The 14,289-nt window shown below is 69.4% G+C and carries 12 protein-coding genes; 7 read left to right on the top strand and 5 right to left on the bottom strand.

Annotated elements, in window-relative coordinates; all coding sequences use genetic code 11:
- Positions 1-3: 3 nt before the first annotated feature.
- The 5 genes from M0M48_RS12445 to M0M48_RS12425 form a co-directional block, all read right to left on the bottom strand.
- Positions 4-444 carry a heavy metal-responsive transcriptional regulator gene (locus M0M48_RS12445; protein ID WP_257751372.1) on the bottom strand — a complete coding sequence of 147 codons (441 nt, stop codon included), beginning with the start codon at positions 442-444 and terminating at the stop codon, positions 4-6.
- Positions 445-2,586 carry a heavy metal translocating P-type ATPase gene (locus M0M48_RS12440; RefSeq protein ID WP_257751371.1) on the bottom strand — a complete coding sequence of 714 codons (2,142 nt, stop codon included), beginning with the start codon at positions 2,584-2,586 and terminating at the stop codon, positions 445-447. It lies immediately after the preceding gene.
- Positions 2,587-2,711: 125 nt separating this feature from the next.
- Positions 2,712-4,241: a hypothetical protein gene (locus tag M0M48_RS12435; protein WP_257751370.1), complete on the bottom strand. Its 1,530-nt coding sequence runs from the start codon at positions 4,239-4,241 to the stop codon at positions 2,712-2,714.
- A 383-nt stretch (positions 4,242-4,624) separates the two neighbouring features.
- Complete coding sequence (locus M0M48_RS12430; RefSeq protein WP_257751369.1) at positions 4,625-4,936, bottom strand: helix-turn-helix domain-containing protein; 312 nt, start codon at positions 4,934-4,936, stop codon at positions 4,625-4,627.
- A 22-nt stretch (positions 4,937-4,958) separates the two neighbouring features.
- A complete protein-coding gene (locus M0M48_RS12425) occupies positions 4,959-6,062 on the bottom strand; it encodes a tyrosine-type recombinase/integrase (protein WP_257751368.1) in 1,104 nt (367 codons plus the stop codon).
- Positions 6,063-6,232: 170 nt separating this feature from the next.
- Between M0M48_RS12425 and M0M48_RS12420 the strand changes: the two genes are divergently transcribed.
- From M0M48_RS12420 to M0M48_RS12390, 7 genes are all read left to right on the top strand, one after another.
- On the top strand, positions 6,233-6,682 hold the full coding sequence (locus tag M0M48_RS12420) for a TadE/TadG family type IV pilus assembly protein (RefSeq protein ID WP_257751367.1): 450 nt from the start codon (positions 6,233-6,235) through the stop codon (positions 6,680-6,682).
- Positions 6,682-7,131, top strand: a complete 450-nt coding sequence (locus M0M48_RS12415) for a pilus assembly protein TadG-related protein (RefSeq protein ID WP_257751366.1) — start codon at positions 6,682-6,684, stop codon at positions 7,129-7,131. The genes M0M48_RS12420 and M0M48_RS12415 overlap by 1 nt, the downstream gene beginning before the upstream one ends.
- Positions 7,128-10,358 (top strand): LysM peptidoglycan-binding domain-containing protein, encoded by a 3,231-nt coding sequence (locus M0M48_RS12410; RefSeq protein ID WP_257751365.1) that lies wholly within the window; start codon positions 7,128-7,130, stop codon positions 10,356-10,358. Before M0M48_RS12415 ends, M0M48_RS12410 begins: the two co-directional genes overlap by 4 nt.
- Before the next feature lie 23 nt (positions 10,359-10,381).
- Positions 10,382-10,657: a hypothetical protein gene (locus M0M48_RS12405; RefSeq protein WP_257751364.1), complete on the top strand. Its 276-nt coding sequence runs from the start codon at positions 10,382-10,384 to the stop codon at positions 10,655-10,657.
- Positions 10,654-11,220: a hypothetical protein gene (locus tag M0M48_RS12400; protein WP_257751363.1), complete on the top strand. Its 567-nt coding sequence runs from the start codon at positions 10,654-10,656 to the stop codon at positions 11,218-11,220. The genes M0M48_RS12405 and M0M48_RS12400 overlap by 4 nt, the downstream gene beginning before the upstream one ends.
- 399 nt (positions 11,221-11,619) lie before the next feature.
- Positions 11,620-12,893 (top strand): IS3 family transposase gene (locus M0M48_RS12395; protein WP_257751310.1). Its coding sequence is split into 2 segments (ribosomal slippage): positions 11,620-11,968 and positions 11,968-12,893, totalling 1,275 coding nucleotides; the frame shifts between segments, so codons are not numbered across the junction.
- Between the two features lie 89 nt (positions 12,894-12,982).
- A complete protein-coding gene (locus M0M48_RS12390) occupies positions 12,983-13,501 on the top strand; it encodes a hypothetical protein (RefSeq protein ID WP_257751362.1) in 519 nt (172 codons plus the stop codon).
- Positions 13,502-14,289: the final 788 nt, after the last annotated feature.

The raw sequence follows: 14,289 nt of genomic DNA, 5'->3' as shown, positions 1-14,289 counted from the left end.
AGCCTAGGTGTGTGCTTGGGTTCGGGAACTGGCGGTGGGTTGCCAGGTTCCCGGTGCTGGGTCTGGGCAGTCGGGTCCGACGCGGTCGAGCATGCCGGCGAGTTCGGCGCGCAGGGTTGTGAGTCGGTGGATTTCGGTGTCGAGGTCGTCGATGTGGCGTGCCAGGAGTGGTCCGGCAGGTTCGCAGGGGCAGGCGCCGGTGTCGCGGACGGAGAGCAGGTCGCGGATCTCGTCGAGGCTGAGGCCAAGTCGCTGGCAGCCCTGAATGAACCTGATCCGATCGGTGGTCTCTTCGGGCCAGCGGCGGTGGGAGCCGGTCGTGCGGGCAGCGGTGGGCAGCAGGCCGATGCGCTCGTAGTAGCGGACCGTGTCTGGGCGCACTCCGACGCGGTCGGCGAGTGCGGAGACGGTCAACCCGCTGGTGGTGGTGGTGATGATGGACATTCATGCCTCCTTGTGGCGCAGCAGGCGCAGGCCGTTGGCGATGATCAGAAGGGCGGTGCCCTCGTTGAGGATGATGCCCTGAGTGAGGTTGAAAGCTCCGGCCGTGGCGGCGGCGACGAGGCCGGTGATGACGACCAGCGACATCACGATGTTCTGGGTTATGTTGGCGCGGGCTCGGCGGGCGAGCCGGATCGCGGCCGGCAACCGGGTCAGATCGTCTGCCATGAGAGCGACGTCGGCGGTTTCGAGGGCGACGTCGGTTCCGGCCGCGCCCATCGCGATGGCAACATGTGCGTTGGCCATCGCCGGGGCGTCGTTGACGCCGTCGCCGACCATCGCGACGACGCCTTGTCGACACAGGTTCTGGACCTGGCTGGTCTTGTCCTCGGGCAGGAGCCCGGCATGGATCTCGTTGATCCCGAGCTGGGCCGCGACGGCCTCGGCGACCCGGGGATGGTCGCCGGTGAGGATGACGGTGCGGGCGATCCCCAGCTTCCGCAACTGTGCCAGGGCGGCGACGGCGTCGGGACGCAGCTGGTCGGAGACGCCGAGAATGCCGATCAGCATGTCGTCGCGATAGACCGCGACGGGGGTCAGGCCCTGCTGTTCGAGGTCTGCCAGCGCTTCGTGTGTCTGTGTGGCGTCGGTGGCGGGGCGGACGCGCCCGACGTGGATGCGATGTCCGCGGACGGTTGCGTGAGCGCCGACTCCCGGGGTCGTGGCCGCCTCGGTGGAGTCGGGAAGGGCCAGGCGGCGCTGCTGGGCGGCTTCGGTGATGGCAGTCGCGATCGGGTGGGTGGAGGTCGCCTCGACGGCCGCGGCGAGGGTGAGGACCTGATCCTCGGTGTGGCCGGGCAGGGCGTGGATGGTGGTCAGCGCGGGGCGTCCGGCGGTCAGGGTGCCGGTCTTATCGAATGCGATGGTGTCGATGCGGGCCAGTTGCTCCAGGTGGGCGCCACCCTTGATGAGGATGCCGTCGCGGGCGCCGCGGGCGATAGCTGTGACCACGGCGACGGGCACGGAGATGACCAGGGCGCAGGAGCAGGAGACCGTGAGGATGACCAGAGCCCGGTAGACGGCCTCGGTGAAGCTCAGCCCGGCGAGGGGGCCCAGGAGGGCGACAAGGGCGGCCAGGGCGAACATGGCGGGGGTGTAGATCGCGCCGAAGCGTTCGGCGAATCGTTGCGCGCGGCCGCGGCTTGCCTGTGCGTCCTCGACCTGGCGGATCACCCGGGCCAGGACGGTGTCGGTGTAGGCAGTGGTCACCTCGATGCGCAAGGCCCCGTCGCCGTTGAGTGTGCCGCCGTAGACGGCTGCACCTGTGGTGGTTTCGACGGGCATGGACTCGCCGGTGACTGCGGAGGCGTCCACCCACGAACTGCCGTCTTGGACTTCGCCGTCGGTGGGGATGCGCTGGTGTGGCCGGACCAGCACCACATCCCCAATGTTCAGCTCCTGCACCGGGGTGGCGGTGCTGCTGCCGTCGATACTCAGTCGTTCGGCGACCGGCGGGGTCAGCGCCATCAGGGCACGGATCGAGCCGCGGGCCCGGTCGGCGGCATAGGATTCCAGCACCTCGCCGAGGGAGAAGATGACCACCAGTTCGGCGGCTTCCTCGACCCGGCCCAGGGCGAGCGCCCCGATCGCGGCGGCGACCAGCAGCACACCTATCGACAGCCGCCGAGTGCGCAGCACGCTGAGGGCCTCGCGGACCGGGTAGATGCCGCCGATGCCGATCGCGGCGAGGAACAGCGCGAGGGCAACCGGTTCGGCGTCGATGGCGTGCTCGGCCAGCAGGCCGGCAGCGACCAGGCCGGTCGCCGCGACCAGGGCGATCAGAGCCGGACGTTTCCACCATGGGGGCGCGGTTGGCGGCGTGGAGGGGCGGGTGGTGTCTTGTCGCTGCAGCGTCAGACCCGACCCGGCTGCGGCGCGCAGCAGCACCCCGTCCTCCAGACGCGGGTCGGCGTCGACGGCGATGACGCCGGTCGCCTCGAGGAAGCGCACTTCGTGGACGCCGGGCACCTGCCGCAGCGCGGCCAGGTCACCGGCGCAGTCGACGCATCCGGCGAGCAGCAGGTACCGGCGCTGGCTACGCTCCTCGACTACATCGGGGATGGTCTGGTTCGGGGCCGTGCTCATGGGTGGAGCTCCCTGTCTTTCGTCGAAGGTCGCGAACACCACCAGCGTAGAACTTGGAGTCGACTCCAATTTCAACCCCGCTGGAGGTCAACGTGACCGGAATCACGAGCCGGAGTCCTCAGGGTTCAGGAGCGGCGGGGCTCTTCGGGGCCCCCGGGCTCTACGGGGGGCAGATAGCGCAGGGCTGCTTCGACGGTGAGGCCGAACAGGTCGCAGATGCGGCGGACGTCGCCACCCGTGGCGCGGGCCTCGTGCAGGATCCGGTCTTCGCGCATGACGTGGATGGGGATCCCGGTGGCCAGGGTGAGCCAGCGTCCGCCGACGGGCGTGGTGCGGCTGGAGTTGCGGTGGTTGAGGAAAACGTGGGGGTTGGCGGTGTTGGGCCAGGCCCGGTTGCGGTGGTCGAGCCAGGCCGCGAGGCGGACGCGCACGGGGTCGGCGAGCAGGATGCTGCGCTCACCGAGCTGCAGTCGGCCGTCGGCGAGGTCGGTCAGGTGCATGTTGCGCAGTTCTCCAGCGCGCAGGCCGTGAAAGGTGGCCAGCGCGGTCAGCGCCGCGCAGGCAGGTTTGGGCGAGAGCAGCGCGTCGCGGATCTTGTCGACGTGCGCGGGCAGGGGGTCTCGGCGTTCGTGGCTTCCGGTCTGGATGCGGGCAATCGGGTTGACGAAGAGGACCTTGCGGGCCTTGAGCAGGGTGAGGATCGAGCGGAGTCCGGCGCCCATGGTGGAGCGCGGGTTGCCCGAGCTGGGAATGACATCACGGACGTCGGTCGCGGTGATCTCCCGCAGCGAGGTGTGCCCCTGCGTGGCCCAGGCGGTCAGAGCCGGCATCGCCCAGCGCAGGTAGAGCCGGACAGTCTGCTGATCACGGGGCTTGCGTCGTGGTGGTGTCGTCGAACCGTTGAGCATGACTTCGTACCACTCGGTCACCTCGGCACGCATCGCTTCCGGAAGTTCAGCGATGGTGGCGGCGAACCAGGCGTGAATGGCCGGCTGGCGATCGTCGAGCATGAGACCGACAGCGGTGGCGATGTCAATGACCGGGATCGCGGCCAGCTCGATGTCGTTGAGCGACATCGCGTCCCTCGCCGACAGCGGGCTGCCGGGTGTGTCCTGCATGAGTTGCAGCACCCGCATCGACCTCAGCGTGCGATAGGTGCTGGTCTTGGACCAGCCGTGGCGGCGGGCATGGTCGCGCACGGCGGCGTCGAGGTAGGCGGCCATCTGCGGGTGCGGCGGGTCGGGGTACCCGCCGTTGCGTTCGGCGGCAGCGCGGGCAGCAGGCAGGTCGCGGTGCATGTCGAACAGGGTCAGCTGGACCTCATTGACGGGATAGAACGCGACGCGGTCCCTGGCTCGTTGGTCGGCATGCCGAGCGGCGCGTGGGTTGAGGGGGATGGCGCGTCGCCGCGCGCTTCCATGCGCCGTGCGGGTCGGTTCCCAGGCGATGTTGGCCAAGTAGAGCTGCTGTCCGCCGGCGTTGGCTTCCTTGAGGCTGGAGCCGAGTGCGATGACTCGCTGGCGGTCGCACAGGTTGCATACCTCGTCGGGCGTGATCGGGAGGTCGGGGCGTCGGCAGATCCGGCAGGTTCCGCGGTCGAGGCGCGCACGCCAACTGGCGCAGCGCCAGCACAGCCACTTGTACTTGCGGATCACGCCCCAGGCCAGGCAATGACGACACGACTCGAGGCGTTGTGGCGCCTTCGGGTGGCAGCGGGTGCACAGGCCCTGGGAGTAATAGGCGACGTCGTAGGGGTAGCCGTGCCCGTCGTCGTGCCCGTCGTCGTGCCCGTCGTCGTGCCCGTCGTCGTGCCCGTCGTCGTGCCCGTCGTCGTGCCCGTCGTCGTTCCGATCGTCGTGCCTGTCATTGCCCTCGTCGGCGGTGTCGCCGGTTCCGCAGCGACTGCAGGCGGGCGGGGCGAAAGGGCCACCGGGCAGGCAGTCGTAGCAGTAGTCGACGCGTGGGGTGGTCCAGGCGACGGGACGGGCGCGGCAGGCGATGCAGGGCTTGGGTGGTTTGCCCGCTTCTGCGCCGGCTCCTACGCCGGCGGCTTGGTGCGGTTGCGGCCGAGTCGTGGCTGCACCGCCGGACCGGGAGCACCCTGGGGCTCCTCACCGGTCGCGGTCTTCGCGGCCCTGCGGGCGGCGACCTTGTCGGGTTCGCGTATCAGCAGCTTGGTGGGCTCGCAGTTGAGGACCGTGCAGATCACGTCGAGGTCGTCGAGGCGGATGGTGGTCGGGGTGCCGGTCCACAGGGCCGACATCTTGCCGGCGGAGATCTCGAGTCCGGCGTCGGCGAAGAGCCGCCGCAGCTCGGTGGACTTCCAGATGCCGCGTTCGGCCGCTGCCATGCGCAGGTTCCACTGCATCGGATCATCGCTCCTTCAAGCCGGCGCCCAAGTCGGCAGCCAGGGCGAACCGGTCGGTGAGGCGCTGGTTCGATTCGGCCCAGGCGTGCTCGATGTGGTCGCTGTGGACGTAGACGGTGGTGGTCTTGAGCCACTCGTGGCCGAGCAGCTCCTGGATGGCCGTGAGCGCCATGCCGCGGTGGTAGAGCGTGCTGGCGCAGTAGTGCCGCAACACGTGGGGTGTCAGGCGGCCGTTCCAGCCCGGCAACCATCGTTCGACGGCCCCGACCAACCCAGAACGCAACGTGTCGGACCCCGCTCTGGCGGGGAGGTTGGTCATCGGGTCGTGGCGCTCGCTCGGCAGCAGTGGAGCGTCGGGCTTCTCCCAGTCGTCACCGAACTGGTGGCGCACGTCCCTCAGCCACCACGTCAGCAGGTCGTCGACGCCGTTGATGGCCGGCACCAGCCGGGTCTTCGGGCCGCGACCGCGCGAACCCTTGCCGTACCGGACTTGGAGCTTGCCGTACTCACCGAGGTCGGGGCGCCAATCGCGCAGGTCGAGCATGACGGTCTCGTTGAGCCGCAGCCCAACCCGTCGCCACAGCGAAGCGGCCATGTAGTCGCGGGCAGCGGTCAGGTACTTGCGCTGGTCGGGCAGCGCGTCGCCCCAACTGCCGAAGAGATGGTCGACCTCCTTGTCACTGGGCGGCACCCGCACAGCGCGCGTCCAGGTCGACGCCGGACGGTTGAACTCGTCGATCGGCTGGGGGACAACGACGCCCGTGAGCGCGTGGATGTCGCCCTGGTAGCGGGCAATCATGAACTCGAAGAAACGTGCGACGGCGGTCGCCTTGGACTCGACCGTGGATCGGGCCAGGCCGCGGTCGCGTCGCAGCCAGGTCAGATACCGGTCGGCGTCGTCGCCGGTGGCCCTCCACACCGGCTCGCCGAGGTGGCGTGCGAACTCGATCACCGCCGAGCGCTCGGCGTCGATGTACCCGTCGGTCAGGCCGGCGCCCACCATCGCCAGCGCGTGCTGATCGACGATGTCCTGCTCGAACTCCTCGATGTCGGCTGTCGAGGCAAGCCGCCGTGGCGAGTCGATCGACCGCACCACCGCCAGCGTCACGACCGGACCTCGGGATCACGAATCAGATGCACAGGTCATAGATATCACAGCATATTCAGGAATCCCGATGTTCTCTCGGAGATGGGCGGCGATGTCAGATGGCCGCGCTGAGCAGGAACAACGGCCACAGGCGGAAGTCAGGGGCCTGGGGAACTCACGGCATTAGGGACATGACCAGGCAGACGAAGCGGAGTGCGCGGCGCCGGGACGAGCGCGGATCGGTGGCCATCGAGGCCGCGATCGGCGTCCCGGCCTTCGGCCTTTTCGTGGCGATGATCATCCTCGGCGGCCGCGTGGAGATCGCCAACCAGGCAGTGGACGCAGCCTCCTACGAGGCAGCCCGCGCGGCCTCGATCGAGCGCACCCAGAGCGAGGCGATCAGCTCCGGGAAGTCCGCGGCCACCAGCAGCCTGAGCGACCAGGGCCTGCAGTGCACGACCACCAACATCACGGTCAACGCCGCGGCGTTCAACGCCCCGCTGGGAACCACCGGCCAGGTCACCGCCACCGTGACCTGCAAGGTCGACGTCGCAGACCTGAGCATCCCCGGCCTCCCCGGCACCCGCACCATCACCGCCACCGCGAGCAGCCCCGTCGACGCCTACCGGGAGCGCCGATGATGAGCCACCGCATCCGAAGCCTCACGCCGCGGCGCTCGCGCGATGAGCGCGGCTCCATCAGCGTCTGGTTCGCCACCGCGTCGTTCGCGATGATCATCCTCGTCGGGATGGCCGTCGACCTCGGCGGCAAGGTCCACACCCAGCAGCAGGCCCGCAGCGCGGCATCCCAGGCCGCTCGCACCGGCGCCCAGGAGGTCCAGGGCTCGACCGCGGTGCGCGGCGAGGACCTCCGCGTCGACATCAACGCCGCCAAGGCAGCTGCCTTGGACTACCTCCAGGCCGCCGGCGTGGAAGGGACAGCACGCGTCGTCGACGGCGACACCCTGATCGTCACCACCACCGACACCTACACCAGCAAGTTCCTCGGGATCATCGGCCTGGACTCCATGCAGGTCACCGGGGAGGCGTCCGCGCGGCTCATCCGCGCCGAAGGAGGCATCGAAAGATGACTACGCCCACCCATCCCACCCTGGGCCAGCGACTCACCGGCCTCGCCGCGGCACTTGCCGTGCTCGGCATCGTCCTCGGCCTGCCCGCACTGTTCCTCGCGATCGGTGCCAGCCCAATCCCGGACCAGGTGCCGACCCTGGACGGCATCAAGAACGCGCTCTTGGCGCCCGACGACGGCACGCTCGTCCTCGGCCTGTTCAAGGTGATCGGCTGGGTCGCGTGGGCCTTCATGGCGCTGAGCCTGGCCGTGGAGGCCATCGCACGCCTCCGCAAGGTCCAGGCACCCCAGCTGCCGGGCCTCAGGCTCCCGCAGGCCGGCGCCCGCAACCTGATCGGTCTCGCGGCCCTGCTGTTCATCGCCGCACCCATCACCGCGCAGGCGGCCACCGCTGCCCCGGCCGTCGCCGCCCCGGCTGCCGTGAGCCACGTCCACGCCGGCGTCGTCGACCAAGCGCCTGTGCAGCAGGACGTCAAGGTCGAGACGAAGCAGGAGCGTCAGGCGCCCCAGACCGTCGACCACGCCGTGAAGCCAGGGGAGAGCCTGTGGTCGATCGCCGAGGACCACTTCGGAGATGGGGCCCGGTACAAGGAGATCGCCGAACTTAACCGCGACCTGCTCGGTGGCCAGCCGAGCTTCCTCGAGCCCGGATGGGTGCTCAAGCTGCCGGCGCTCGGTGGTGGAACACCGGCGCACGCCTACACCGTGCAGCCGACCGACACACTGAGCGAGATCGCCCAGGAGCAGCTCGGCGACGCCGACCGGTGGCCCGAGATCTACCAGGCCTCCACCGGCGTCACCCAGCCCGGCGGAGTCCAGCTGACCGATCCCAACGTCATCGACGTCGGCTGGAAGCTCAACATCCCCGGAGCCGAGACACCAGCCAGCCACGAAGACCAGCAGCCGGTCGACCCACCGGCCGAGGAGAACCCGTCGGTCGACCCACCGGCCCAGGAAGAGCCCCCGGTCGTCCCGGAGTCCGAGGTGCCCGAGACGGCCGTGCCGGACGTCGCACCGCCCCAGGCCGAGGAGCAGGCGTCGCCGGCTGTGGACGTCGACCAGGTCGACGACGCTGACGACTCGATCCTCGACGCGCCGTGGGTCCTCGCCGGTCTGACCGGCGGGGGAGTCCTGCTGTCCGGGGCACTGCTCATGGCCCTGCGGTCCCGTCGCCGTGCCGGCTACCGGAACCGGCAGCCCGGCCGCGCGATCGCCGCGCCGCCTCCGGAGCTCGCGCCGGTCGAGATGACCCTCAACGCCACCGGCGCTACGGCCGCTGCCACCGTGGAGTTCGCCGACGAGGCGCTTCGCCGTCTCGCGGCCGCCGTCGGCGCGCAGGGCACCACGATGCCGCCGCTCGCAGCCGTCGAGCTCGCGAACGGCAAGCTGACCCTGCACCTGAGCGCCCCGGCCGCCGTCCCGGCGCCCTGGGTGGGCAGCCCCGACCAGACCCACTGGCACGTCACCACCGACACCGCCGCCGACGAGCTCGGCCCCGACACCGGCAACGTCGAGCCGCCCTACCCGCTCCTGGCCACCATCGGGATGAGCGACACCGGCGAGACGTGGCTGCTCAACTGCGAGGAGCTGTCCACCCTCACCATCAGCGGCGACCCCACCTACGGCCGGGACTTCGCCCGCCACCTCGCCGCACAGCTGGCTGTCAACCCGTGGTCGCGGCGCGTGCAGGTCGACTGCATCGGTGTGGCTGAGGAAGCCGTCGCCATGGACGAGCGGATCAGCTACTACCCGACCAGAGCAGCCGGGTCGCCCGCGGCCGCGGAGGTCCTCGCGGCCGCCGTCACCACCGTCGACCGGGCCAAGCGACATCACACCGACGTGTCCACCGCCCGCACCGGCAGCGTCGACGACGACACCTGGCCGGCCCGGATGCTGCTGCTCGACGCGGCCACCGGAGACCCCGAGGACCTCGAGCAGCTGCTGCAGCTGGTCAACGACCACGTCGGGCAGTCCGCGACCTCCATCGTCGTCGCCGGCGAGCGCCCCAACACACCCGGCGCTGTCCTGCACATGACGAACACCGGCCGCGTCGTCCTCGAGCACGCCGGCCTCAACCTCATCGCCGTCGGCCTCACCAGCGACGAAGCCCGCGGCTGCGCCCTCGTCTACGCACAGAGCGAGGTCGCCGAGGACGTCCCCGTGCCGGTCGACGAGACCGCCACCGACGGCTGGGAGGCTTACACCGACCAGTCCGGGGCACTGCGCCGCGAGTACACCCTGCCGCGCAACACCCCCGCCGACGCCGTCGACGAGCCCCTGTCGTCCCTCCTCGAGGGCGACGACGAGGACTACATCCGGCAGAGCGCGATCGTCCAGGAGGACCTCGAGACGCTCGCACCGAAGGTCCCCGAGCACGTCCGCGCCGAGGTCGAGCAGAGCGACCCCACCCTCGACCAAGACATCGCCGACTGGTTCTCCACTGACTGCGCTCGTCCCCGGCTCAGCCTGCTCGGCCCGGTCACCGCTCGTACCCACGGCAAGGCCCTGGCCAAGCGCAAGCCCTACTTCACCGAGCTCCTCGCCTACCTCGCCCTGCACCGCAAGCACGGCGCCACCCGCGAGGAGATCGGCGAGGCCTTCGGCATCACCCCCGGCAAGGTGCGCGACTACACCAACACCGTCCGTGAGTGGCTGGGCACCAACCCCAGCACCGCCGAGCCCCACCTGCCCCACGCCGACAAGGCACCGGCCACCAAGCTCCGCGGCGTCAACGTCTACCAAGTCGACGACGGCCTCCTGGTCGACCTCCACCTCTTCCTCCGACTGCGCAAGCGCGGGCAGGCCCGGGGCGGCGCCGAAGGCGTCACCGACCTGTGCACCGCGCTCGAGCTCGTCGGCGAAGCCAAGCCGTTCAGCCAGCTGCGTGAAGAGGGATGGTCTTGGCTCGTCAACGAGCCCGACCGCGTGGACCTCATGGCGTCCGGCTGGATCGCCGACGTCGCCCTCATCGTCGTCACCGAGGCCCTCGCCGCCGGTGACCTGGTCAAGGCCCGCTCCGCCGCCTACGTAGCCAACCGGGCCGACCCCGACGGCGAGAGCACCCGCCTGTGCCTAGCACACGTCATGATGGCCGAGGGCGACCAGCTCGAGGCCGACCGGATCCTCCGCGAGGAGATCTGCAACCGGTCCGACGACGGCGACGCCCCGTTGGAACTGTCGGAGCGTACGAAGACCATCATCAGTACCCACGGCTGGCTCGCGAGCTGACTCGGGAAGGGCACACCCAGCACATGACCACATTCGACCAGGAGCTCGCCGGCCGCTACGTCGCGGCCGGCGGCGATCGCCCCGACCTCGACGCACGACGCGTCGCCAGGGCCGTCTTCGTGCGAGACACCGTCCGCGCGCTCTGCAACGCCGACAAGAAGTTCGGCATCGACCCCGCCGACAACGGCTCGCCGGCCGAGCTCGTCGACGCCGCCGAAGAACACCTCGAGCACATCGCCAACGACGTCAGCCAACACTCCGTCATGGCCCCGCCCAACACACGAGGAGACACCGCATGAGGAAGCACCACTCCGCACTCGGGGGAGTGGCCCTCGCCCTGGCCCTGACCCTCACGGGCTGCTCGGACGACGCCACCGACCCCGGCGCCACCGACACACCCACCGCGACACCGACAGAGACGCCCACCGACGCCTCACCCACGCCCAAGACACCCGAGGAGAAGGCAGCGGCCCAGCTCACGGCCTACCTCGGCGTCCGGGATGACGCATTCCGGGCAGCGACGATCGACTTCAAGAGGTTGAACAAGGTTGCCACTGGCGACGAGTTCCTCCAGGTTCAGGCACGTGTTGCGGACCTCGAGCTGTACAAGATCAAGGTCACCGGCGATTACAGCCACTCCTTGAGCGATCCGCGACCTCGAACGGCCAAGAAGTTCATCATCACGGACTGCGAGGACCGGAGCGGAGTCAAGGAGATGAAGGGTGGCAAGGAGGTGCCGCCGGCACAGGGGCCAAACGGGCGGCCGCTGGCCAATCCTCTGCCGACGGACTACACGGTCGTCCTCGAGAAGGGCCGTTGGTTGGTCAGCGAGGCTGACGTTCGCTGGGAGGAGACGTGCTAGCGCGCGTTCTCGCCTCGACTGTCCTGCTGGTTGGCGGGATCTCTGTAGCCCTGTTGCCAGATGTCGCAAAGGCCGAGGGCAGCGGAAGTTGTCATTGGGATCGCGACCCCGACACCGGCACTCTCACATGGGTATGCGAGGACGGCGGTGGCAACGACGGCACTGATGGCAACACCGGCGGCTCGTCGTCGACCTGCTCGTACGCGGGCAACGAGATCCCGTGCACTGGTCCGCAGGGATCGGTGTGGAGCAGCGCTCACGGTTGCTTTGTGGGCGAAGCTTCGGATGACCCAGACCTCGTGCCCCCCGAGGGCAAGACCGACGAGGATGGGGCCTGACCCCGGTTCTTGGACACGCTGAATCCAGCATCTGCTGGGGAAGCGAGATGATCCAGGAACCATGGCCAGGAAGAACTACTCCGAGGAGTTCCGTCGTCAGGCCGTCGACTTGTACGAGTCCACCCCGGGCGCCACAGTCCGCGGCATCGCCGAGGACCTCGGCATCGTGCGCGGCACCCTGCGGCACTGGCTCGAGGTCTACGGGACCGGCAAGAAGACCGCCGCTGACGGGACACTGACCTCCAGCCCACTGCAAGCCACGCCGTCGAAGTCGAGCCAGTCCGGGCCGGCCGATGAGACGCCGGAGCAGAAGATCGCCCGGCTCGAGGCCGAGAATGCGGCGCTGCGGGCAGAGACAACGAAGCTGACGACCGAGCGGGAGATCCTCCAGCGGGCGGCCAAGTATTTCGCCGGGGAGACGCGCTGGTGAGTCGCTTCCAGTTCGTCGCCGACAACTCCGCCACCTCCCGCCCTGGCTGGACGGTGAAGCGACTGTGTGAGCTCGTCGAGATCGAGCGCTCCTCCTACTACGCGTGGAAGGCCGGGGCACCAGCGCGGGCCGAGCGGGCCGCCGCGGACGCCGCGCTGGTCGAGCGGATCCGCAAGGTCCACGAGGCTGACAACACCCAAGGCGCGCCTCGGATCACCGCCGACCTCAACGACGGCGCACCGCCTGAGCAGCGGGTCAACCACAAGCGCGTCGCCCGCGTGATGCGTGCGGCCGGTATCTGCGGCTACGTCAAGAAGCGACGCGTGCGGACCACGATCCCCGAGCCATCGGGACAGAAGGTGCCCGATCTACTCAAGCGGGACTTCACCGCCCCGGCGCCGAACCAGCGCTACGTCGGCGACATCACCTACCTGCCGATCGCAGACGGCACCAACCTGTACCTGGCCACCGTGATCGACTGCTACAGCCGTCGGCTCGCGGGCTGGGCGATCGCGGATCACATGCGCACCGAGCTCGTTGAGGACGCGCTCAAGGCCGCGGCCGCGACCCGCGGATCACTGGCCGGGGCGATCTTCCACAGCGACCACGGGTCGGTCTACTGCTCGAAGGACTACGCCAAGCTCTGCGCGAAGCTCGGCGTGACCCAGTCGATGGGTGCCGTCGGGTCCTCGGCCGACAACGCGTTGGCGGAGTCATTCAACGCCGCGCTGAAGCGGGAGGTCCTCCAAGACGAGCGGACCTGGTCCGACGAGCTCGCCTGCCGTCGCCAGGTCTTCAAGTGGCTGACCCGCTACAACACCCGGCGGCGCCATTCGTGGTGTCGCTACCTGTCGCCGATCGCCTACGAGACCGGCCACGCCGCTACGCTGCAGCCCGCCGCGTAATCACACCCCGTGTCCAAGATCCGGGGGTAGGGCCCGATGGTGCGTGGCATGTTTGCTACTTCCCGCCTCCTGGGTCGTCGTGGGAGCTGATGTGGATCGAGGCCGGCACCGTCACCGTCGACCCGGTCGTGCTGGCCAACCGCGCGATCGCGTCGATGGACCTGGACCCCATCACGATCGGGATCGTGCCGGAGTCCGCACCGAACCGCGCCGGCCTGGTCGGCTTGCCGGTTTGGATGTGGGTTGACCAGCCGACCGATGACACGTTCGGTCCGATCACCGCGTCTGCGAGCGAGGGCACGGTCTCGGTCAGCGCGACCGCCAGCGTCTCGAGCATCGTCTGGAACATGGGCGACGGCAAGAAGATCACCTGCACGGGCAAGGGCACGCCGTACGCCGACCACTTCGGCAAGCAGGCCTCACCGACCTGCGGGCACCGCTATGCCAAGATGTCGGCCAACCAGCCCGAGGGCGCCTACCAGGTCACCGCAACCAGCCACTGGCTTGTGGAGTGGACCGGAGGCGGTCAGTCCGGAACCATCGAGTTCGATCTGACCACCGACCCGCTCCCGATCCGGATCGGGGAGGCCCAGGTGCTCACCCAGTGACGGGCGGTGACGTGGAGAACGTGTGGGCCCGACTCACCGAACTGCCGAGCATGCCGCCCCGGATGGGCCTGTTCACGAGCCTGGCCGAGTGGCTCAGTCGGGGCGTAGACCCGCGGCCTCAGATGTACGACATGGCGCCCACTTGGCGTGCCTTCGAGGCCGGCCTGCTCCAGCCCGGAACCCGGTCCAGTACCCCGGGCTGACCGGCTGGGCACTGGACGTGGGACGAGGTCGCGACGTCCGGATTATCGAGGCCCCCTAAGGGCCGGTACGCCGCGGAGCACCCTGTGGTCGTTGAGGGCGAGTTCATCGACGACCACCGGACCGAGTGGCTCGAGCGGCTGGCTCGAGACGGCGAGGCGATCATCGCGGTAGGGGAGCAGGGACCGGACGCGTTTTCCAACTTCGCTGAGTGGAGCGCCACCTGGCACATGAGGGTCGTGCCCGTCGCGACCTACATGGGTCCGCGCGGGGTCGGCGTCACCCGTAGCGCTCACCGATCACAGAAGGCAGCTCCCGTCCTCGGAGCAGGACGGGGACCTGTTCTCGTTCACCCGGCCGGGATCCGGCCCCTGGATGGGGGCGCTGGGCCGATGCGCTGATTGCTCTCGTGCCGCCGGTGCTGGACGTGAAAGAGCCTCAGGCGTCTCGGGTCACCTGGGGCTCTTGGCGCAAGTAGAGCACGCACCGATTGGTCCGCGCTGGGGAATCGAAAAGTCGTGCCGACCTGACCCGTGGGACCGGTCCTCGAGGTTGACGTCGACCACCGCCGCCGACACTCGCGGCCC

The organism is Pimelobacter simplex, from assembly GCF_024662235.1.
Lineage (GTDB): Bacteria > Actinomycetota > Actinomycetes > Propionibacteriales > Nocardioidaceae > Nocardioides.
This window is presented reverse-complemented; position numbering and strand designations above follow the sequence as displayed.